Source organism: Microbacterium foliorum (genome assembly GCF_003367705.1).
GTDB lineage: Bacteria > Actinomycetota > Actinomycetes > Actinomycetales > Microbacteriaceae > Microbacterium > Microbacterium foliorum.
The window spans coordinates 418,114-438,284 of record NZ_CP031425.1 but is presented as its reverse complement, the minus strand read 5'-3'; the positions used below and the strand labels follow the sequence as shown (position 1 = coordinate 438,284).

19 protein-coding genes are annotated in these 20,171 nt (G+C 68.9%); 9 read left to right on the top strand and 10 right to left on the bottom strand.

The genetic code is table 11. The features are described 5' to 3' along the window. The first annotated feature begins 208 nt into the window (after positions 1–208). Positions 209–1,564, top strand: a complete 1,356-nt coding sequence (locus tag DXT68_RS02080; RefSeq protein ID WP_045254375.1) for a uracil-xanthine permease family protein — start codon at positions 209–211, stop codon at positions 1,562–1,564. Between the two features lie 54 nt (positions 1,565–1,618). Here DXT68_RS02080 and DXT68_RS02075 read toward each other — a convergent pair whose 3' ends face one another. Further along, a complete protein-coding gene (locus DXT68_RS02075; protein WP_045254376.1) occupies positions 1,619–2,275 on the bottom strand; it encodes a TetR/AcrR family transcriptional regulator in 657 nt (218 codons plus the stop codon). Between the two features lie 119 nt (positions 2,276–2,394). Here DXT68_RS02075 and DXT68_RS02070 point away from each other — a divergent pair, with 119 nt between their 5' ends. Next, a complete protein-coding gene (locus DXT68_RS02070; protein ID WP_045254377.1) occupies positions 2,395–3,192 on the top strand; it encodes a DUF1266 domain-containing protein in 798 nt (265 codons plus the stop codon). 127 nt (positions 3,193–3,319) lie between these two features. Here DXT68_RS02070 and DXT68_RS02065 read toward each other — a convergent pair whose 3' ends face one another. The 5 genes from DXT68_RS02065 to DXT68_RS02045 form a co-directional block, all read right to left on the bottom strand. Then, complete coding sequence (locus DXT68_RS02065) at positions 3,320–4,315, bottom strand: LacI family DNA-binding transcriptional regulator (RefSeq protein ID WP_045254378.1); 996 nt, start codon at positions 4,313–4,315, stop codon at positions 3,320–3,322. Between the two features lie 56 nt (positions 4,316–4,371). Further along, positions 4,372–5,811, bottom strand: a complete 1,440-nt coding sequence (locus DXT68_RS02060; RefSeq protein ID WP_045254379.1) for a GH1 family beta-glucosidase — start codon at positions 5,809–5,811, stop codon at positions 4,372–4,374. After that, on the bottom strand, positions 5,808–6,698 hold the full coding sequence (locus DXT68_RS02055; RefSeq protein WP_045254380.1) for a carbohydrate ABC transporter permease: 891 nt from the start codon (positions 6,696–6,698) through the stop codon (positions 5,808–5,810). The genes DXT68_RS02060 and DXT68_RS02055 overlap by 4 nt, the downstream gene beginning before the upstream one ends. Next, complete coding sequence (locus tag DXT68_RS02050; protein ID WP_045254381.1) at positions 6,695–7,735, bottom strand: carbohydrate ABC transporter permease; 1,041 nt, start codon at positions 7,733–7,735, stop codon at positions 6,695–6,697. The genes DXT68_RS02055 and DXT68_RS02050 overlap by 4 nt, the downstream gene beginning before the upstream one ends. A 99-nt stretch (positions 7,736–7,834) precedes the next feature. Next, positions 7,835–9,145 (bottom strand): ABC transporter substrate-binding protein, encoded by a 1,311-nt coding sequence (locus DXT68_RS02045; RefSeq protein ID WP_045254382.1) that lies wholly within the window; start codon positions 9,143–9,145, stop codon positions 7,835–7,837. Positions 9,146–9,296: 151 nt separating this feature from the next. On the opposite strand from DXT68_RS02045, the gene DXT68_RS02040 reads away from it, so the two are divergent. From DXT68_RS02040 to purQ, 3 genes are all read left to right on the top strand, one after another. Next, a complete protein-coding gene (locus DXT68_RS02040; protein WP_045254383.1) occupies positions 9,297–9,827 on the top strand; it encodes an adenine phosphoribosyltransferase in 531 nt (176 codons plus the stop codon). An 80-nt stretch (positions 9,828–9,907) separates the two neighbouring features. Then, positions 9,908–10,156 (top strand): phosphoribosylformylglycinamidine synthase subunit PurS, encoded by a 249-nt coding sequence (gene purS, locus DXT68_RS02035; RefSeq protein WP_045254384.1) that lies wholly within the window; start codon positions 9,908–9,910, stop codon positions 10,154–10,156. Next, positions 10,153–10,860, top strand: a complete 708-nt coding sequence (gene purQ, locus DXT68_RS02030) for a phosphoribosylformylglycinamidine synthase subunit PurQ (RefSeq protein ID WP_045254385.1) — start codon at positions 10,153–10,155, stop codon at positions 10,858–10,860. The genes purS and purQ overlap by 4 nt, the downstream gene beginning before the upstream one ends. A gap of 511 nt (positions 10,861–11,371) precedes the next feature. Here the strand turns inward: purQ and DXT68_RS02025 are convergent. Continuing rightward, entirely contained in the window at positions 11,372–12,637 is a 1,266-nt protein-coding gene (locus DXT68_RS02025) for a hypothetical protein (protein ID WP_045254386.1), read from the bottom strand. Positions 12,638–13,005: 368 nt separating this feature from the next. On the opposite strand from DXT68_RS02025, the gene DXT68_RS02020 reads away from it, so the two are divergent. From DXT68_RS02020 to DXT68_RS02010, 3 genes are all read left to right on the top strand, one after another. Continuing rightward, positions 13,006–14,667: a glycoside hydrolase family 13 protein gene (locus DXT68_RS02020; protein WP_045254387.1), complete on the top strand. Its 1,662-nt coding sequence runs from the start codon at positions 13,006–13,008 to the stop codon at positions 14,665–14,667. An 87-nt stretch (positions 14,668–14,754) separates the two neighbouring features. Further along, positions 14,755–15,804 carry a LacI family DNA-binding transcriptional regulator gene (locus DXT68_RS02015; protein ID WP_045254388.1) on the top strand — a complete coding sequence of 350 codons (1,050 nt, stop codon included), beginning with the start codon at positions 14,755–14,757 and terminating at the stop codon, positions 15,802–15,804. Between the two features lie 4 nt (positions 15,805–15,808). After that, a complete protein-coding gene (locus tag DXT68_RS02010) occupies positions 15,809–17,281 on the top strand; it encodes an alanine/glycine:cation symporter family protein (protein ID WP_045254389.1) in 1,473 nt (490 codons plus the stop codon). Between the two features lie 39 nt (positions 17,282–17,320). On the opposite strand, the gene nhaA is transcribed toward DXT68_RS02010, so the two are convergent. Together nhaA and DXT68_RS17055 are read right to left on the bottom strand one after the other, a co-directional pair. Further along, positions 17,321–18,595 carry a Na+/H+ antiporter NhaA gene (nhaA, locus tag DXT68_RS02005; RefSeq protein WP_082068942.1) on the bottom strand — a complete coding sequence of 425 codons (1,275 nt, stop codon included), beginning with the start codon at positions 18,593–18,595 and terminating at the stop codon, positions 17,321–17,323. A 66-nt stretch (positions 18,596–18,661) separates the two neighbouring features. Beyond that, positions 18,662–18,835 (bottom strand): hypothetical protein, encoded by a 174-nt coding sequence (locus tag DXT68_RS17055; protein WP_167541598.1) that lies wholly within the window; start codon positions 18,833–18,835, stop codon positions 18,662–18,664. Positions 18,836–18,921: 86 nt separating this feature from the next. On the opposite strand from DXT68_RS17055, the gene DXT68_RS02000 reads away from it, so the two are divergent. Next, on the top strand, positions 18,922–19,329 hold the full coding sequence (locus DXT68_RS02000; RefSeq protein WP_045254390.1) for an arsenate reductase ArsC: 408 nt from the start codon (positions 18,922–18,924) through the stop codon (positions 19,327–19,329). Positions 19,330–19,494: 165 nt separating this feature from the next. On the opposite strand, the gene DXT68_RS01995 is transcribed toward DXT68_RS02000, so the two are convergent. Further along, a complete protein-coding gene (locus DXT68_RS01995) occupies positions 19,495–20,124 on the bottom strand; it encodes a superoxide dismutase (protein ID WP_045254391.1) in 630 nt (209 codons plus the stop codon). Between the last annotated feature and the right edge of the window lie 47 nt (positions 20,125–20,171).

The following is a 20,171-nucleotide window of genomic DNA, read 5'->3' as shown; positions in this document are numbered from 1 at the left end:
ACGAGACGAAGGCTGCCCAACGACCGGGGGTCGACTCGCTCAGCGACCGGGCGCATGAACCGCGCCCTTCGTCTCGCTCCGCTCGCTCAGGGACCGGGGGTCGATTCGCTCAGGGAGCGGGGGTCAGAGCGAGGGCGCCACCCAGGGAACACACAGGAATGGGTAGTGTTGCTCCAGCACTCCCCTCCCCCGATCCTGAGGAGCCCGCATGCCCCTGTGGAAGATCCACGGCAACGGACGCACCGTCGAAGCCGGCGCCGTCGTCACCCCCGCTGAACGCCTGAACTGGCCCGCGACCATCGCCATCGGCGCGCAGCACGTCGTCGCGATGTTCGGCGCGACGTTCCTCGTGCCCACGTTGACCGGCTTCCCCGTCTCGACCACGCTGCTGTTCAGCGGTCTCGGCACCCTGCTCTTCCTCCTCATCACGAAGAACAGGCTGCCCAGCTACCTGGGGTCGTCGTTCGCCTTCATCGCACCGATCACCGCCGCGACGGCGTCGGGCAACTTCGGCTCGGCGCTCGCCGGCGTGGTGGCCGTCGGCATCCTGCTGACCGTCGTGGGTCTCGTCGTGCAGTTCGCGGGCCTGCGGTGGGTCGACGCGCTGATGCCGCCGGTCGTCGCCGGCGCGATCGTCGCCCTGATCGGCTTCAACCTCGCGCCGACCGCGTGGGGCAACTTCGCGCTCGACCCGGTCACGGCGACGATCACACTCGTCGCGATCATCGTGTTCGCCGTGCTCTTCCGCGGGTTCCTCGGCCGGATCTCGATCTTCCTCGGTGTCGCGGTCGGCTTCGTCTGGGCGGCGGTCAACGGGTCGTTCGACGTGCCCAACGCGCTGCGCGGAGGCAAGACCCCGAACGAGCTCATCGCGGATGCGCCCTGGGTCGGCCTGCCCCAGTTCCAGTTCCCCGACTTCGTCGAGCCCGGCACCTGGTCGACGATCGCGATGTTCCTGCCCGTGGTGCTCGTGCTCGTCGCCGAGAACATCGGCCACGTGCGCGGCGTCGCGAGCATGACCGAGGACCCGACCGTGAACAAGCAGACCGGGCGTGCGCTCATCGCCGACGGCGTCGCCACCACGATCGCCGGCGGGTTCGGCGGCTCGGGAACCACGACGTACGGCGAGAACATCGGCGTCATGGCTGCGACGCGCGTCTACTCGACGGCCGTCTACTGGGTGGCGGGCCTGTTCGCCATCCTGCTGGCGTTCTCGCCCAAGGTCGGCGAGGTGTTCAACTCGATCCCCGCCGGCGTGCTGGGTGGCGCGACCACCGCGCTCTACGGCCTGATCGGCATCATCGGCATCAAGATCTGGGTCGACAGCCGCGTCGACTTCTCACGCCCGGTCAACCAGTACACGGCTGCGGTCTCGCTCGTGATCGGCATCGCCGGGTTCTCGATGCAGCTCGGCGACTTCTCGTTCGGCGGGATCGTGCTGGGCACGGTCGCCGCCCTGCTGATCTACCACGTGGGCAACTTCATCGCCCGAGCGCGGCGCACGGGAGCCGACGACCCGCGTCCGCTCGAGGCCGTGGGACCCCTGGGCGGGGACCCCGCCTGACCGACGGTCGCGATCCCGGATGCTGCATGCCGCGGCATCCGGGATCTTCGCGTCTCAGGTGTCGGCACGCGCCGCGCGGGTGCGGGCGTCGGGGTTTCGCGGAGCGAGCCGGAGCGGCAGGGGAGCCTCCGGTTCCGGCAGACCGTAGAGACGGTGCATCCACCGCCGGGAGTCCTCGAGCGGAAACGTGTCGCCGTAGACGGCGTACTTGAGGAAGATGCCTTCGAGCGTCGTGCGCAGCATGATCTCTTCGAGAGGTGGGTCCGCTGCGCGCCGGTCGCGGAAGATCTGGCGCACGATGTCCTCCGACATGGAGGCCTGATCGGCGAACCTGCCCTCCGATTCCGCGAACAGTCGGTGCGTGTCGGGCTGAAGCTGCATGGCGAACACCGTCCGCTGCAGCGGCATGGCGTAGCCGGTCGCGGTGAGGGCTGCGTCGATGATCCCGGCGAGTCGGACGTCTGCCGGTCCCTCTGCCTGGGGCAACGCGAACAGTGTCTCGTACCAGCGATCGATCACGGCCGAGATCAGCTGCTGCTTGCCGCCGAAATGGTAGTTCATCAGGCCTTGGGCGACGCCCGCCCTCTGGGTGATCTCCGCGACGCTCGCGCCGTTCACTCCGCGTTCGGCGAAGAGTTCGATGGCGGCGGTCAACATGGACTCCCGCGCTCGTGCGCTCGCGCCGCGATTGTGCTCTTCGGACCGGGCCATGTCGCAATCACTTCCCCAGGATCGGGTCGCCTTCGGGTTGCGATCCGAACGCTATATATTACACTTTGAACAGACATTCAGCTTATGAGTCCCCCCAGACTCTCACAGTGAGGAGTGTAATGCCCCCCTTGCGGATCGCCACGGCGATCACGATGAACGCCTCGCCGCACTACTCCTCGACCGGCGACGACGCCGAGGGGATCGCGGTGGGCCTGATGCAGATCTGCACCTTGCCGTCAGGCCCGTGGAACGATCCGACAGCCCCCGGTCTGGGACGGGTGGAGCGCGAGATGATCGTCGAGCAGTGGGACGTCGGCTCGCGCGCGGACTGGCTCAGCATGATCGACTTCCTGAGCATCGAGCGGCGCCGTCGCCACGCGTGGATGCTCCATCTCTCGGCGCGCAACCAGCGGGCGGCCGCCCTCGGTCGTCCCCCGCGCACCCAGGAGTGGCTGGCCGGAATCGACCACGAGGGCGGGGACGTGACCGACGCGCGCCCCTTCGTCGCAGGCATCGAGCTGATCGAACGCGAGGTGCGCAGGTCGGTCGGGGAAGACCTCCTCGGCCCCGACCTGTTCGTGCGCACCCTCGACGGCTACGCGCTGGGACAGGCGGTCGCCATGACGACCTGGGGTGTCGCGCTCGGCTACGCCGACGTTCCCGAGGCGCGGCAGATCATCCGCCGCATCAGCAGAGAGGCGAGGCCGTCTTTCGAGTCGTGGGCAGACTTCGGCCTCAGCTACCTCGCCGGGCGGGTCATGCACTGGAGCGACGGCGCAGTGGACGAGGACGCGATCGCGAAGTTCGGCGACGGCTGGCGCGACCTCAAGATCGCGCTGAGCAGCCGGCGCGGTCCGTGGAACACCCTCCCCTGGTCGACGACTCAGGACCTCTCGAGCTCGCAGCGAATCAGCTGACGACACCGACCCGCGGATGCGGACCATGCCGGAGGGGCGTCGGGTCCGCATCCGTGTCGGAGGGTCACTGCGCATGCCGCAGGGCTACCGCACATCCCGCAGGGTCACCGCACCGACGCCGGGGCCTTCAGGACGAGGCGCGGACGACCAGCTCGGTCGGCAGGATCGTCGTATGCGTGGGATCGCTGCCGGCGAGCCGCGACAGCAGCACGCCCGCCATCGCCTCACCCTGCGCGTACATCGGCTGGCGCATGGTCGTCAACGGCGGGTCGGTGCTGATCGCGACCGAGGAGTCGTCGAAGCCGACGAGGGCGACATCGTCAGGCACGCGGATTCCGGCTGCCCGCAGCGCGGTCAGCGCCCCCCGGGCCATGAGGTCGCTGGCGACGAAGATCGCATCCGGACGCCCGACCGCGAGGATGCGGCGCGCCGCCTCCGCTCCGCTCGCCTCGCTGTAGTCGCCGGCCTCTTCGGCGAACGGGACGAGCCCGGCATCCGCCAGCGCGCTGCGGAAGCCCTGCACTCGATCGGCGGAGGAGACCATGGTGATCGGACCCGAGATCGTCGCGATGCGAGTGCGCCCGGTGTCGATCAGGTGCGTCGTCGCGACGCGCGCACCGGCCACGTTGTCGACGTCGACCACGTAGTCGCCCTCGCGCAGCCGCACCGGTCGGCCGCCCCAGACCACGGGCACGGCGTCGGCGACGCGCTCGATGAACGCGTCACTCGTGTGATGCGACACGATGAGCGCGCCGTCGACGCCGCCGTTGCGCACGAAGCTGGTCATCTTGTCGCCCGGATCGTCGCTCGCGATGAGAAGGTTCAGCAGGTAGTCGGAGCCGCGCAGGGCGCCCGTGATGCCCGCCACGATCGCCGCGAAGAACGGGTCGCCGAAGAAGCGCGTGGTGTCTTCGGGCACGATCAGCGCGATCGCGTGCGTCTGCTTCGACGCGAGGGAACGCGCCGCGCGGTTGGGCACGTAGCTGAGCTCCTGGATCGCGCGCTGCACGGCGAGCAGGGCCTCGGGACTGACAGCCGTCGACCCGTTGACGACACGCGACACGGTCGACCGGGACACCCCGGCGGTCGATGCCACCTCTTCGATGGTCGCTCGTGACGACACGACTCTCCCCTCCGCCGGCGGCCACGCCGAATGCTCCCGAACTCCGCCGCCCGGCGTCAGAGAGCGCGAGCGGCGATGATGCGAGCGTACTCCCGCCCGGAGTCCTTCACGCTCCGCTGCTGGGTGTCGTAGTCGACCCGCACGATGCCGAACCGCTTGTCGTACCCCCAGGCCCACTCGAAATTGTCGAACAGCGACCAGTAGAAGTAGCCCCGCACATCGACTCCGGCATCGACGGCGTCGAGCACGGCCGCGAGGTGCAGTCGCAGGAATTCGGTGCGGTCGTCGTCGTGCACGCGGGTCTCGCCGTCGGCGATCACGGCGACGTCGTCGTACGCGGCGCCGTTCTCGGTCAACGAGAGCGCGACGCCCGCGGGCTCCGCGTACTCGCTCCAGATGCGCTGCAGGAGGCGGGTGAGCCCCTCGGGCTGCACCTCCCAGTTCTGGGCCGTGCGCGGCAGCCCGCGCTCGACGGCATGGATGCCCTCGAACGACGGATAGGGGCTGCGCACCGCGCGCTCGGTGTCGGGCACGCTCTCGACGGCGGCGTGCTCGGGGGCGGCACCGGCGAGGAGGTCGCCGTGGTAGTAGTTGACGCCCTGCGTGTCGATGCGCTGCGCGATCGTCGCGAGGTCGCCGTCGTGCACGGCCTCGTCGAACCGCGCCACCGCCTCGGCGTCCACGACGCGGATGTCCTCGACGATGTCCGCCGGGTACTCTCCGCGGTAGATCGGATCGAGGAACCAGCGGTTGAACTGCCCGTCGACGCGGCGGGCGGCATCGACATCGGCCGGATTCGTCGGGTCTGCCGGGTCGGCGACCGTGTGGTTGAGGGTGATCCCGAGGTTCAGGCTCGCGTCGCGACCGCGCAGCTCGCGCACGGTCTCGCCGTGGGCGAGAAGCAGGTGGTGGGCCGAGAGCAGCCCCTCGGCGACACTGGTGTGACCCGGCGCATGCTCCCCTCCGGTGTAGGAGAGGAACGACGAGCACCACGGCTCGTTGAGGGTCGTCCACACGTTCACCCGGTCCCCGAGCGCATCGTGCATGGTTCCCGCGTACTCGAGGAAGCGCGAGACCGTGTCGCGGTTCGTCCAGCCGCCCACGTCCTGCAGCGCCTGCGGCATGTCCCAGTGGTACAGGGTCAGCCACGGCAGGATGTCGTTCGCGAGCAGCTCGTCGACGAGGCGCTCGTAGAAGTCGACGCCCTTGGCGTTGACGGCCCCGCCGTCGGGTCGCACCCGCGACCACGACGTCGAGAACCGGTAGGTCTGCAGCCCCAGGTCTTTCATGAGCGCGACGTCCTGCGGATGCCGGTGATAGTGGTCGCATGCCACATCGCCGTCATCACCGCCGATCACCGCACCGGGCACGCGGCAGAACGCGTCCCAGATCGATGCGGTGCGTCCGTCCTCGAACGCGGCCCCCTCGATCTGATACGCCGCGGTCGCGGCACCGAACAAGAAGTTCTGGGGAAAAGCACGGGTCACAGAGGTCATCCTTTCACCGCGCCCGCCATGATGCCACTGACCAGCTGCCGTCCGGCGACCACGAAGAGCACCAGGAGCGGAAGGGTCGCGAGCACCGCACCGGCGAGCACGATGGAGTAGTCGATGTAGTAGCCCGACTGCAGCTGGCTGAGGGCCGTCTGCAGAGTCGGGTTCGAGGGGGACAGCACGATCAGCGGCCACAGGTAGTCGGTCCAGGCGGTCATGAAGGTGAAGAGACCGAGGATCGCCATGGCCGGACGTGCGGCGGGGATCGCGACCGTGAGGAACGTGCGGAACTGATTCGCCCCGTCCATGCGCGCGGCCTCGATGAGCTCGTCGGGGATGACGTCGACGAGATACTGCCGCATGAAGAAGACGCCGAAGGCGGTGACGAGCGTGGGCACGATGACCGCACCGATCGATCCGGTCCAGCCGAGCTCGCGCATCAGCATGAACAGCGGGATGATGCCCAGCTGCGTCGGGATCGCCATCGTCGCGATCACGAAGATCATCAGTCCGTCGCGGCCCTTGAAACGCAGCTTCGCGAACGCATAGCCCGCGAGGGTCGAGAAGGTCACGACGGAGAGCGTGATGACGCTCGAGATCAGGAACGAGTTGCCGAGTGCGAGCCAGAACGGGATCGCGTCGAACACCTTGGCGGCATTCGCGAGGAAGTTGCCACCGGGTATCAGCGGCAGCGTCTCGCCACGGGTCGAGTTCGTGCCGCTCGCGACGACCAGCGACCACCAGAGCGGGTAGACGCTGCCGATGATGAAGGCGGCGAGGAGGCCGTAGGTGAGGAAGCCGGGTCGGCTGCCGATGCCGGCGGTTCCTCCCGCGACGGCGCGGCGGCGGCGGATCTTCTCCGGCACGCTGAGTGCCTGGGTGGCGGTCATCGCGCCCCCTCCTTGTCGGTCGAGCGGACGCGGCGGCGCGCGGCGCGGTTGCGGCGGTCGTCACCGGTGGAGATCCTGCGGGAGATCGCGAAGTTCAGCAGCCCGAAGGCCACGATCAGCAGGAACAGCAGGATCGCGACGGCCGAGGCCTTGCCCAGGTCGAGGCGGAAGAAGGCCAGCTCCCAGAGGAACAGGACCGTCGTCTGAAACTGTCTGTCGCTGCCGCCGATGCCGCCCGCGGTGGAGACGTCGAACAGCTTCGGCTCGGCGAAGATCTGCAGACCGCCGATCGTCGAGGTGATGATCACGAAGATCAGGGTCGGACGGATCGTCGGGATCGTGATCGAGAAGAAGCGCCGAGCGGAACCCGCACCGTCGATGGCCGCGGACTCGTAGAGCTCGCGCGGCACCGACTGCATGGCGGCGAGCAGGATCAGCGCGTTGTAGCCGGTCCACCGGAAGTTCACCATCACCGCGATCGCGATGTGCGACAGCGCGGTGTCCTCCTTCCACTGCTGATCGGCGATGCCGACGAGGTTCAGGAGGTTGTTGGCCAGTCCGTCGGCCTCGTTGAAGATGCTGGAGAAGATGAGCGCGACGGCAACGGGCGTGACCACGAAGGGGATGAGCACGCTCATGCGCCAGAACGTCGGTGTGCGCAGCCCTCGGTCGAGCAGGTAGGCGATGAAGAGGGCGACGGTGAGCTGAGGGATGGCGGAGAGCAGGAAGATGCTCAGGGTGTTGAAGATCGAGTTCCAGAACATCCCGTCGCCGAGGATCTTGACGAAGTTGCCGACGCCGACGAAGTCGCCCTGCCCCTTGAGCAGGTTCCAGTCGTGGACGGCGACCCAGATCGTGTAGAGCAGCGGGAAGAGTCCGACCAGCCCGAAGAGCAGGAAGAACGGAGAGATGTAGAAGTACGGGGACGCGCGCTGATCGAATCGTGAGACGCGGTGGCGCCAGGGGCGCTTCGACGCGGCATCCGTCTTCTGCTGCGGAGCGGATGCCGTCGACCGGCGCTCTTCAGTGAGGGTCATGAGAGTTTCCTGGTTCCGGAACCGGGGTCCCTGGGCATGTGGATGGAGGGGCGTCTCGTCCCGTTCGGCGCCGCCGAACGGAACGAGACGCCCCGTGGATCACTGGGTGACCAAGTCGTTCAGCAGTCCCAGCGCCTTGTCCCACGCGCCCTTCGTGTCGACCTCACCGAGGTCGAGGCTCTTCAGAGCGGGTCCGAAGACGTTCTCCTGGATGACCGAGTCCTCGGCGCCCTTGAACTGCGCGACCACGCCCTTGGCGCGCTCGGCGAGGATCGCACCGGTCGGAGCGTCGTTGAAGAACGGGTTCGGCGTCGCCTCGGCGGCGAGCGTCTCCTGCGCCTTCAGCGTCGAGGGGAAGTTGCCCGCGGCCGCGGACTGCTTCACCTGCTGCTCGGGCTGCGTCAGCCAGTCGGCGAGCTCGGCCGCGGCCTCCTGGTGCGTCGAGCTCTCCGGGATCGACAGGAACGCGCCACCCCAGTTGGCGGCTCCTCCGGGGAACACGTCGGCGAAGTCCCAGCCGGTCTCGGCGTCGCCGCCACCGGCCTCGACGGAGCCCTTGACGTTGCCCAGCATCCATCCGGGGCAGACGAACACCGCGAAGGTGCCGTCGACGAACGACTTTCCGCCGTTCCAGTCCCAGGCCTTCTGCGCGGCGGACTGGCCGCCCTCGGTCGCTGCGCCGAGCAGCGCGAAGCGCTCCTCGAGCTCGTCGTTGCCCTCGACGTTCAGCTTTCCGTCAGCGGTGTAGTACCCCTCGTCGAGCTGGTTGACCATGGCGTTCCAGACGAATCCGGAGTGGTCGTACCAGGCCTTGCCGGTCTTGGCCGTGTAGTCGGCGCCGACCTGGAAGAAGTTCTCCCAGTCGCCGTTGAGCAGTTCGGCGACGCCCTCGCGGTCGCTGGGGAGTCCGGCCGCCTCGAGAGCGGGGCCGTTGAAGCAGATGCCGCTCGGACCGATGTCGGTGCCGTAGCCGATGACGCGACCGTCGGCATCCGTACCCTGCGCGTACTTCCAGTCGACCCAGTCGGACTTGCGGTCTTCGATGCCGAAGTCGCGCAGGTCGACGAAGGTGTCGGAGACGTCCATGATGGCTCCGAGCCAGCCCTCTTCGATCGCGACGATGTCGCTGAGTCCGGAGCCGGCGGCGATCTTGGTGAAGGCGTCGGTGCGGGCGTTTCCGCCGGTGTCGATGTTGTTCGCCTCGATCGTGACGTTCGGGTGCGCCTTCTCGTACTCGTCGTAGAGGTCCTCGTAGCCGAAGGTGCCGAAGGTCGTGACGGTCAGGGTGACGTCCGCGTCGCTCGCTGCGCCGTCGCCTCCGTCGGCGGGGGCGCAGCCGGCGAGGGCGAGGGCGGCGACGGATGCTGCGGCAGCCGCCGTCAGGATCCGGGTGCGGGCACGTGTGTTCACAGTTCACTCCTTTGTGGTGGGTCGTGCGGGGGTGCAGGTGGTGCGACGGTGCGAGCGCTGACGATCTGTGGGAGCGCTCCCACGCTTGATGAGCGACTCTATGGGAGCGCTCCCACGAAAGTCAACCCCTCTTGTCGCGTACCCTTGTCCAGTGCCCGACACCGAACTCTCCCCCGCTCTCGTCCGCGCCGCATCGCTGATCCGCAGCATCCCGGACTACCCGGAGGCGGGGATCATCTTCCGCGACATCACGCCGCTGCTCGCCGATGCCGAGGCGCTGCAGGCGACGACCGAGGCGATCATCGCCCCGTTCGCCGGGCAGTTCGACGTCGTCGCCGGCATCGAGGCACGGGGGTTCATCCTCGCCGGAGCTGCGGCGATCGCAGCGGGTGTGGGACTCATCCCGATCCGCAAGGCGGGCAAGCTGCCCCGCCCCGCGGCATCCGTCGACTACGCCCTCGAGTACGGCACCGCGACGATCGAGATGCATGACGATCTGCCCGCCGGATCCCGCGTGCTGCTCATCGACGATGTCCTCGCCACGGGAGGCACCCTCGCCGCCGGCCGCCAGCTCGTCGAGCGCCTGGGCAGCCACGTCGTCGGCATCTCGGTGCTGTTCGAGATCGACGGACTGGGCGGTCGCGACGCCATCGGCGACCTGCACACCGTCTTCCACGCCTGACGACGCACCCCAGGGAATCCGGCGAGTCGCGAGCCGGTAGACTGGTCGCGCCCGTCCGCCCGCGACTTCCGGAGCCGTTCATGCCCACCATCGTCGTCGACGTCATGCCCAAGCCCGAACTGCTCGACCCGCAGGGGAAGGCCGTCTCCGGCGCCTTCGCCCGCCTGGGCGTCACGGGGTTCTCCGATGTCCGCATCGGCAAGCGCTTCGAGCTCACCGTCGAGGGCGAGGTCACCGACGAGGTTCTCGCCGAGGCCCGCCGCATCGCCGACGAGGTGCTCTCCAACTCCGTGATCGAAGACGTGGTCGGCATCGAGGTCGCTGAGTGAGCGTCCGTATCGGGGTCGTCACCTTCCCGGGGTCGCTCGACGATCGCGACGCGCAGCGCGCGGTCCGCATCGCGGGCGCCGAGCCCGTCGCCCTGTGGCACGGCTCCCACGACCTCGAGGGCGTGGATGCACTCGTCCTCCCCGGTGGCTTCAGCTACGGCGATTACCTGCGCGCCGGAGCGATCGCGGCCCTGTCGCCGATCATGTCCGAGGTCAAGGACGCCGCCGCCAAGGGGATGCCCGTGCTCGGCATCTGCAACGGCTTCCAGATGCTCGTCGAGGCGCACCTGCTGCCCGGCGGCCTGATCCGCAACGATCACCAGCACTTCGTGCGTCGCGACCAGAAGCTCACGGTCGAGAACTCCGACACGGCCTGGACCAACCGGTTCCGCACCGGCCAGGAGATCGTCATCCCGCTCAAGAACGCCGACGGCGGATACATCGCCGACGACGAGACGCTCGATCGCATCGAGGGCGAGGGGCTCGTGGCCTTCCGCTACGCGGGCGTCAACCCGAACGGCTCGCTGCGCGACATCGCCGGACTCACCAACGAGGCGGGCAACGTCGTCGGACTCATGCCGCACCCCGAGCACGCGACCGAGGCGGGATTCGGACCCGACACCTCGGTGGCCATGCGCTCCGGCATCGACGGAGTCGACTTCTTCGCGAGCGCGATCGCCGCCGTCGCCCGCGTCGCCGCCTGAGTACCGCCCGCGTCGATCCCGCCCCCGCCTCGTCCCTGCAGGCGGGGCCAGTTCCGCATCCGCCGCCCTGCAGCCGGGGCCAGTTCCGCATCCGCCGCCCAGCCGGGGCCACTCCCGCATCCGCCGCCCAGGCGGGGCCACTTCCGCACCCGCACGCACAGCCGGGGTCAATTCCGCACCCGAACTGCCCGAATCGGATGCGTTTCTGACCCCGCACACAGCCGAGGTCAATTCCGCACCCGCGCACAGCCGGGGTCACTTTCGCATCCGAATAAGCAACTTCACATGCCATTGTGACCCCGCACCGGGCCTGAATGCGTTTTCGACCCCGCACCGCGCGGAAGGTGCGACATCGACCCCGCAGCGCACCGGACGTCGGAACGACGCCCACACGCACCGAACCGGGCCACTTCCGCACCCGCGCCCCAGACGGGGCCACTTCCGCACCCGAACTGCCCGATTCCGATGCGGAACTGACCTCGCACCGCGCGGAAGGGGCAGCCCCCACCACTCAGTCGGTCGGCAGCGCGAACGGGTTGTCGCCGGCGGCGGCGAGCAGGTACCAGGCGGTCGCTCCGGTGTGCAGGCTCGCGTAATAGAGATCCCCGAGGCCCGAGTCGAGGCCGTCGGTGGATGTCGCGACGATGCCCTTGCCGTCGCCGTTCGCGGCGTCTCGCTGACCGAGGCGGATGCTGTCGAGCAGCGCCTCCGCTCGCCCGGCGTCGCCGTCTGCGCCGCGCAGTTTCAGGGCGAGCGCCAGATGCCCGCTGCCCTCGAACCACACCTTCGACACGTCGCTGTCGCTGATCGAGGGGCCCTGGTATTGACCGTCGGTGGCGACGAGGTGCGCGAGCGCCCAGTCCACGGCCGCGTCGTAGCGGGCATCACCGGTCGCGAGCGAGGTCCACGTCTGCGAGTCGAGTGGCACAGGCCGCGTGTTCACGGTGCTCCCGTCGAGCAGCGTCCCGGTGTCGACGTGACCGTCGCCGCTCTGCATGGCCGCCACGAAGTCGGCCGCGACCGCCGCACGGTCCGCCCAGATCTGATCGCCGGAGAGCTCCGCGAGCTGGGTGAAGAATCCCGCAATGTCGCTGTTGTGCTCGGTGGACTTCCACTCGAGCGAGGTGCCGTCCTCGAGCTGGCCGCCGGTGTACCCGTAGGGTGCGCGCACCATGTCGGCGGTGTTCGTCTGGATCCACTGCGCGGTGCGCAGCGCCCCGTCGAGATACCTCTGCTCGCCGGTCGCGTGGAACAGTCGGGTCAGGGCCATGCCCACCCACGCCTGGTTGCCGGTGAAAGAGCCGGGACCGGTGATCTCGACCCGCCCCTGGAGGATGCCGTGGGGCTCGTACGAGGCCCTGGTGCGCCCGTCGCCGATGGGGTCGTTCTCCTGCACGAACAGCAGCGCGTCGCCGATCGCCTGTGCGCGGCGGATGTCGTCGGGCAGGCCGCGAGCGGTGTATGCGATCACCACGAGTGCGTCGTCGTAGACGAACGAGGGGGTGAAGTCCCAGGTCGGCAGGTCGGTGAAGAATCCGCCCTCGTAGCTCCGTGGAAGACAGCGGCCCTCGCCGTCGCAGAACTGGTCGACGCGCGCGTCGAGGAACTCGTAGGCGAGCGAGACCGAGAGAGTGGGGTCGGGTGTTCCCGCGTCGGTCGACGGGTCCGCATCGGCGGAGGCGCCGATGCCCACGGACACGGCACCCGCCAGCACGACGGCGGCGACGAGAACCGTCGAGACCGTACGTCTCGCCGGACGGCGCAACGACCCGTGCATCGTGACTCCCTCGGTCGGAACAGCGGTCCGAGTGCGGGCCGCGCAGGCGACCAGGAGGTCACACTGAAAATGCTCGCATATCAGCGAGACGCACGGAAGTGGACGAAAGGCCAGTTTCTCGTTTCACCGGCGTGTCGCGTCACTTTTCCGAGCCATGTCGTCGCGACCTCCTCCGGCACGGTCCGCGTGCAGGATCGGGGCACGGATGCAGGGTCGAAAACCGTCACTCATCTCTGCATCCGCGCCCGGGTCCTGCAGACGGCTCGGGGCACGGATGCCGAGCGCCCAGACCCCTTCCCGACATCCGTGCCGAATCGATTCGATCTCAGCCCTGGTGCACCTGTAAGCGTTTGCACTACTCTGAGGTCATGGCACAGCTTGAGCAGATCGCAGCCCCCGGTTCCGAGTGGTGGCGCACCGCGGTCATCTATCAGATCTACCCCCGTTCGTTCGCCGACGCCTCGGGCGACGGCATCGGCGACCTGCCCGGCATCACCAGCCGACTCGACTCCCTCAAGGAGCTCGGCGTCGATGCGATCTGGCTGAGCCCCTTCATGACCAGCCCGCAGCGCGACGCCGGCTATGACGTCGCCGACTACCGTGACGTCGACCCCCTGTTCGGCACGCTCGACGACTTCGACACGATGCTGAACGAGGCGCACACCCGCGGCATCCGCGTCGTCGTCGACCTGGTCCCGAACCATTCATCGGCCCAGCACGCGTGGTTCCAGGAGGCGCTGAGGGCAGCCCCGGGCAGCCCCGAGCGGGCGCGCTACATCTTCCGCGACGGCAAGGGCGAGAACGGCGAGCTGCCCCCGAACAACTGGGAGTCGGTGTTCGGCGGCGGCATGTGGGAGCGCGTGACCGAGGCCGACGGCACCCCCGGCCAGTGGTACCTGCACATCTTCGACCCCACGCAGCCCGACTTCGACTGGAACAACGAAGAGGTGCGCGAGGAGTTCCGCTCCATCCTGCGCTTCTGGCTCGACCGCGGCGTCGACGGCTTCCGCGTCGACGTGGCCCACGGCATGATCAAGGCCGAAGGCCTCCCCGACTACACCCCGCCGGCCGACGCCGACTCGATGGGCGGCGGCGAAGCCGACGTCCCCTACTGGGGTCAGGACGGCGTGCACGACATCTACCGCGACTGGCACCGGGTGCTCGCCGAATACGACGGCGACCGTGCTCTCTGCGGCGAGGCGTGGATGCCCACGCTGACGCAGACCGCGCTGTGGGTGCGCCCCGACGAGATGCACCAGACGTTCAACTTCCCGTACCTGATGACGGAGTGGGACGCGAAGGCGCTCGGCGACGTCATCCGCGAGTCGCTCGACGCCTTCGGCGCGGTCGGCGCCCCCAGCACCTGGGTGCTGTCGAACCACGACGTGGTGCGTCACGCCTCCCGCCTCGCGCTCACCGACGAGAACCCGCAGGGTGACGGCATCGGCCCGAACACCCCGCACAAGCCCGACATCGCCACCGGCCTCGCCCGCGCCAGGGCCGCCACGACCGTGATGCTCGCGCTGCCCGGCTCCGCGTACATCTACCAGGGCGAGGAGCTGGGTCTGCCGGAGGCGATGGAGATCCCCGACGCGTTCCGTCAGGATCCGACCTGGTTCCGCACGAACGGCGAGCGCTACGGGCGTGACGGATGCCGCGTGCCGCTGCCGTGGGAGGCGGACGCTCCGGCCTTCGGCTTCAACGAGACCGGCGCCTCGTGGCTGCCGCAGCCCGCCGGCTGGGCCACCTACTCGCGCGATGTCGAAGAGGTCGACCCCGCGTCCACGCTCGCTCTCTACAAGCGGCTGCTCGCCGGACGCCGCGAGTACGGGTTCGGCAGCGGATCCCTCGTCTGGGAAGACGCAGGAGCGGATGCCGTGGCTTTCCGCCGCGGCACCGTGCACGTCCTCGCGAACCTCGGAACCGAGCCGGTCCCACTGCCGACCGATGCGTTCGTGCTCCTGCAGAGCCAGCCCTTCGACGGCGGATCCGTGCCGGTCGACACGGCCGTCTGGTACACCACGGCGTAACGCGGCATCCCGTTCCTGTCGCCGTTCGCGCAGCCCGGCACCGCCCGCGGCGCGAACGGCGACGGGAACGGCTCCGAGAGGAACCCCATGACGGGCATCGATGAGGTCGCCCGGCTCGCCGGCGTCTCGACGGCCACCGTCTCGCGCGCCCTGAGCGGTCGCGGGCACGTGTCGGAATCGGCGCGCCTGAGGGTGCAGGAGGCCGCCTCGGCGCTCGGCTACGTCGTCTCGTCCCGCGCCTCGAGCCTCGCCTCCGGGCGCACGCGCAACATCGGCGTCATCGTGCCCTTCCTCGACCGCTGGTTCTTCAGCACCGTGCTCTCGGGGATCTCGGCCGCGCTGATGCGTGAGGGCTACGACATCACGCTCTACAACATCACCGCCGACGAGGACATGCGTCGGCACGTGTTCGACACGTTCCTGCGCCGTCAGCGGGTCGACGCCGTGATCGCCGTGTCGATCGAGCTCGACGACGATGAGACCCGGCACCTGCTCGATCTGGGTCTGCCTGTCATCGTGATCGGCGGCCCGAGCTCCCCGCTCGACACCCTGACCGTCGACGATATGGCCGTCGCGCAGCTCGCGACCGAGCATCTGATCGCCCTCGGCCACCGCGACATCGCGCACATCGGCGCGAGCCCCGCGTTCGACCTCGACTTCCACATCCCGACGAACCGCCGGCGGGGTTTCGAACGGGCGATGGCCAACGCCGGCATCCCCCTGGACCCCGCGTTCTTCGAGCCGGCCGACTTCACCGTCGAGGGCGGGTACCGCGCCGCGAAGCAGCTGCTCGGCCGGCCGGGCCCGCGCCCGACGGCGGTGTTCGCGGCGTCCGACGAGATGGCGGTCGGCGCGATCCTCGCCGCGCGAGACCTGGGTGTCGCCGTGCCGGAAGACCTCTCGGTGGTCGGCATCGACGGCCACGAGCTCGGCGAGTTCTTCCGCCTGACGACGGTCGACCAGTTCCCCTTCCGTCAGGGCGAGCGCGCGGCGGAGGCTGTGCTCGCCACGCTCACCGACGGCGAAGCCGGCGGCATCCCCGCCGCGCTCCCCTTCGGGCTGAACGTGCGAGGGACGACAGCGCGGCGCGTGCAGCGAGAGAATCTCCCCGCTCAAGGCGGCATGCCGCCATACTGATGCGATGGACGCGCTCAACGATTTCGTGCTCTCTGCCGGCGATGGGCTGTGGACCTGGGTGGTGCTGCCGATCCTGGTTCTCCTCGGCCTGTACTTCACCCTGCGATCGGGCGTGGTGCAGTTCCGCCTGATCCCCGAGATGTTCCGGACCCTCACCGACCGCACCCCCCGCAAGGAGAACGGCGAGCCGCAGTCCGTCTCCGCGTTCCAGGCGTTCACGATCTCGGCGGCATCCCGCGTCGGCGTGGGCAACATCGCGGGCGTCGGCACCGCGATCGCCATCGGCGGTCCGGGCGCGATCTTCTGGATGTGGACGATGGCGTTCATCGGCGGGGCGTCGAGCTTCATCGAGTCGACGCTCGGCCAGGCCTTCAAGGTCCGCGACAAGGACGGCTTCCGCGGTGGCCCCGCGTACTACATGCAGCACGGATTGAAGGCGCGCTGGATGGGCATCCTCTTCGCCGTCATCCTGATCGTCTGCTTCCCCTTCGCGTTCAGCTCCCTGCAGGCGAACACGATCAGCGCCACGGTGTCATCGAGCTTCGGCGGCGAGGTGGGCTGGATCCCGTGGGTGGTCGGCATCGTCCTCGCCATCCTGACCGCACTCGTCGTCTTCGGGGGCATCCGTCGCATCGCCAGCGTCACGCAGGCGGTCGTGCCCGCCATGGCCCTGGGGTACCTGCTGCTGGGCCTCGTGATCGTCGGCCTGAACTTCGAGCGCCTCCCCGAGGTCTTCGGCTCCATCTACAGCCAGGCATTCGGATTCAACGAGGTCGTCGGCGCTGCACTCGGAACGATCATCATGACCGGCGTCAAGCGCGGCATGTTCTCGAACGAGGCCGGCCTCGGATCGGCGCCGAACGCCGGGGCGAGTGCGGCTGTCACGCACCCGGTCAAGCAGGGACTCGTCCAGACGCTCGGCGTCTACTTCGACACGTTCCTCGTCTGCTCGATCACGGCGTTCATCATCCTCGTCTCCACGCCGGACCTGGCTAACGCGACTCGCGGCATCGGCCTCACGCAGAACGCGATCGTGAGCAACCTCGGCGAGTGGTCGAACATCCTCCTCAGCATCATCATCTTCCTGCTGGCGTTCAGCTCGATCCTCGGCAACTACTACTACGGCGAATCGAACATCGAGTTCATCAGCGGCCGGCCGTGGATCCTCACGGCGTACCGCGTGCTCGTCGTCGCGATCATCTTCCTCGGATCGATCGCGTCGGCGGACATCATCTGGAACACGGCCGACGGGATCATGGGGCTCATGGCGATCGTGAACCTCGTCGCGATCGCGCTCCTCTCCGGCATCGCCTTCAAGCTGCTGCGCGACTACTCCGAACAGCGCCGCGCGGGTCTCGATCCGGTGTTCACCAGGGCGCGCCTGCCCGAGGTCACGGGCATCCAGTGCTGGGAGGACGAGCTCAGCGTCACCGGCCCGATCCCGGTGCAGGGCGAACAGCGCGCGCGACGCCGCTGACCCTGTCCACGGGGGCCGTCACTGACGGCCCCCGTGGACTCAGACGTCGAGCCGCTCCCGTCGGGCGAGTGCGCTCCGCCGCGCGAGGACGAGTCCGCCCACGATCGCCGCGATCAGAGACCCGAGGAGCACGCCGATCTTGACGTGCTCGTCGGCCACCGAACTGGCTCCGAACGCGAGCTCGCCGACCAGCAGCGAGACGGTGAAGCCGATCCCGGCGACGAAGGCCATGCCCGTGAGATCCGGCCACCGCAGCGACTCGTCGAGCCGCAGGGCGGGAATGCGGCTCAGCAGGAACGTCGTCACGAGGATGCCGATCGGCTTGCCCGCGACGAGTCCGACGATGATGCCGATCGCGATCGGATCGGTCAGCGCCGATCGCAGCCCGTCGAGGCCGCCGATCGTCACACCCGCGGCGAAGAAGGCGAACACCGGGACGGCGAACAGCGTCGCGACGACACCCCACCGATCGGCGAAGTGCGGCGCGAGGCCGTCGTAGAGGGGCTGGCCGTCGGCATCCTCGCCGGCCCGGACCCGCGCACGCTCTGTGGGCACGACCGGCACGACGAAACCGAGCAGCACGCCGGCGACGGTCGCGTGGATGCCCGCCGCGTGGATGCACACCCATACGGCGATGGCGAGCGGCAGCAGGATCCACCACGCGCGCACACCCTTCTGCACGAGGAACGCGAAACCGGCGAGAGGCAGCAGGGCGAGAGTGAGCCACGGAAGGCTGATCGTGTCGGTGTAGAACGTCGCGATGATGGTGATCGCGATCAGATCGTCGATGATGGCGAGTGTCAGCAGGAAGACCCGGAGCGCGGGGGGAAGGAACTTGCCGACGACGGCGATCACGGCGACGGCGAACGCGATGTCCGTCGCGGTCGGGATCGCCCAGCCGCGCAGTGCGTCGCCGTCACCCAGGTTGATCACGGCGAAGATGACCGCGGGCACGATGACACCGCCGACGGCGGCGGCGATCGGCAGCGCCGCCTGACGAGGATCACGCAGGCGCCCGGTGACGAACTCCTCCTTGAGCTCGAGGCCGACGACGAAGAAGAAGATCGCCAGCAGACCGTCGGCGGCCCAGGCGCCGACGCTGAGATCGAGGTGCAGCGCGGGGATGCCGAAGGTGAAGTCGCGCACGGACTCGTACCACGACACCGCCGGGGTGTTGGCGAGGATCAGGGCCGCGACGGTGGCGGCGAGCAGGAGCGATCCGCCGAGGACGTCACTGCGGGCGTTGGAGCGGATGCCCCGCCACAGCTCGTGCGGAGCGAGGCGCAGGCGGGGACGGACAGGAGAGATGGACACGGGAAGACCTCACGCGGAAGAAGGGGTGGATGGCGCAGGAGACCACCGCCCCGGATGAGGCGTGGTCTAGGCGCGTGGCGGCGGGCAGCCCGCGATCTCGCCGTGCGAGAGCGTGCCCCACACACTGGTCCAGCCGTTCGTGCCCGGGTGCATCACGACGCGCATCCATTCCTTCATCGGCGTCGCCGAGCGCAGCTCATGCGGAGCGCGCGCCGAACCGGCGATCGAGAGGAGGGCCACATGTCCAGCCTATCCGGGGTCGGCTGGATGCCGTCAGCATCTGCACGCGTCCTCGACCCCGCTCGCTCGCCTACCCTGGAGACATCATGACGACCACAGCCAAGCCCTCCGTCCTCTTCGTCTGCGTGCACAACGCCGGGCGCTCGCAGATGGCCGCCGGGTTCCTGCGCGAGATCGCCGGAGACCGCATCGAGGTGCGCTCAGCGGGATCCATGCCCGCCGACCGGATCAATCCGGTCGCGGTCTCGGCGATGGGCGAGCTCGGCATCGACATCACCGCCGAGCAGCCGAAAGTGCTCACGACCGAGGCCGTGCAGGCATCCGACGTGGTCATCACGATGGGATGCGGTGACGCCTGCCCGTTCTTCCCCGGCAAGCGGTATGAGGATTGGACGCTCGACGACCCGGCCGGTCAGGGCATCGAGTCCGTGCGACCGATCCGCGACGAGATCCGCCGCCGCATCGAGGCGCTCGCGGGCGAGCTGCTCGCCTGACGCCCCCGGCCCGGCACCGGCACCTGCTCCTGCTCCGGGCCCGGCACCGGCTCCGGCACGGATGGCTGAACATTCCCCGCCGGGCTGGCGGATGCCGCGGCATCCGTCAGCCCAGCGGGATTCCGTCAGCCGGATGAACGGCCAACGGGACGTCACGAGTGCAGGTCAGCGGGCGACGATGAGCCCCGCGGTCTTCTCCTGCACGGCCTGGAAGCGGCGCTGCACGTCGGCCCAGTTCACGAGCTCCCAGAACGCCTTGACGTAGTCGGCGCGCACGTTGAGGTAGTCGAGGTAGTACGCGTGCTCCCAGACGTCGAGCTGCAGCAGCGGGGTAACGCCGAGCGGCGCGTTGCCCTGCTGGTCGAACAGCTGGAAGATGACCGGACGAGCCCCGACGCTGTCCCAGGCGAGCACAGCCCAGCCCGAGCCCTGCACGCCGAGCGCGGTCGCGGTGAAGTGCGCGCGGAAGGCGTCGACCGACCCGAACGCGTCGGTCAGCGCAGCCTCCAGCTCGCCTTCGGGGTTCCCACCGCCGTCGGGCGAGAGGTTCTCCCAGAACACCGAGTGGTTGATGTGTCCGCCGAGGTTGAACGCGAGGTCCTTCTCGAGCTTGTTCACGGCGGCGAAGTCACCCGACTCGCGCGCGCCGGCCAGCTGCTCGAGGGCGGTGTTGGCGCCGGTCACATACGCCTGGTGGTGCTTGGAGTGGTGCAGCTCCATGATCTTGCCCGAGATGTGCGGGGCGAGGGCCGAGTAGTCGTAGGGCAGCTCGGGAAGCGTGTAGGGAGTGGTCATGGACATCCTTCTTTCATTTCGGTTCGGAACAGAGCCGGTCGCCTCGG

What these genes read in the sequence shown, in the direction of transcription:
- DXT68_RS02080 (WP_045254375.1), top strand. Translation starts at nt 209, where the DNA reads ATGCCCCTGTGGAAGATCCACGGCAACGGACGCACCGTCGAAGCCGGC.
- DXT68_RS02075 (WP_045254376.1), bottom strand. Translation starts at nt 2,275, where the DNA reads ATGGCCCGGTCCGAAGAGCACAATCGCGGCGCGAGCGCACGAGCGCGG.
- DXT68_RS02070 (WP_045254377.1), top strand. Translation starts at nt 2,395, where the DNA reads ATGCCCCCCTTGCGGATCGCCACGGCGATCACGATGAACGCCTCGCCG.
- DXT68_RS02060 (WP_045254379.1), bottom strand. Translation starts at nt 5,811, where the DNA reads ATGACCTCTGTGACCCGTGCTTTTCCCCAGAACTTCTTGTTCGGTGCC.
- DXT68_RS02055 (WP_045254380.1), bottom strand. Translation starts at nt 6,698, where the DNA reads ATGACCGCCACCCAGGCACTCAGCGTGCCGGAGAAGATCCGCCGCCGC.
- DXT68_RS02050 (WP_045254381.1), bottom strand. Translation starts at nt 7,735, where the DNA reads ATGACCCTCACTGAAGAGCGCCGGTCGACGGCATCCGCTCCGCAGCAG.
- purS (WP_045254384.1), top strand. Translation starts at nt 9,908, where the DNA reads ATGCCCACCATCGTCGTCGACGTCATGCCCAAGCCCGAACTGCTCGAC.
- DXT68_RS02025 (WP_045254386.1), bottom strand. Translation starts at nt 12,637, where the DNA reads ATGCACGGGTCGTTGCGCCGTCCGGCGAGACGTACGGTCTCGACGGTT.
- DXT68_RS02020 (WP_045254387.1), top strand. Translation starts at nt 13,006, where the DNA reads ATGGCACAGCTTGAGCAGATCGCAGCCCCCGGTTCCGAGTGGTGGCGC.
- DXT68_RS02015 (WP_045254388.1), top strand. Translation starts at nt 14,755, where the DNA reads ATGACGGGCATCGATGAGGTCGCCCGGCTCGCCGGCGTCTCGACGGCC.
- DXT68_RS02010 (WP_045254389.1), top strand. Translation starts at nt 15,809, where the DNA reads ATGGACGCGCTCAACGATTTCGTGCTCTCTGCCGGCGATGGGCTGTGG.
- DXT68_RS02000 (WP_045254390.1), top strand. Translation starts at nt 18,922, where the DNA reads ATGACGACCACAGCCAAGCCCTCCGTCCTCTTCGTCTGCGTGCACAAC.
- DXT68_RS01995 (WP_045254391.1), bottom strand. Translation starts at nt 20,124, where the DNA reads ATGACCACTCCCTACACGCTTCCCGAGCTGCCCTACGACTACTCGGCC.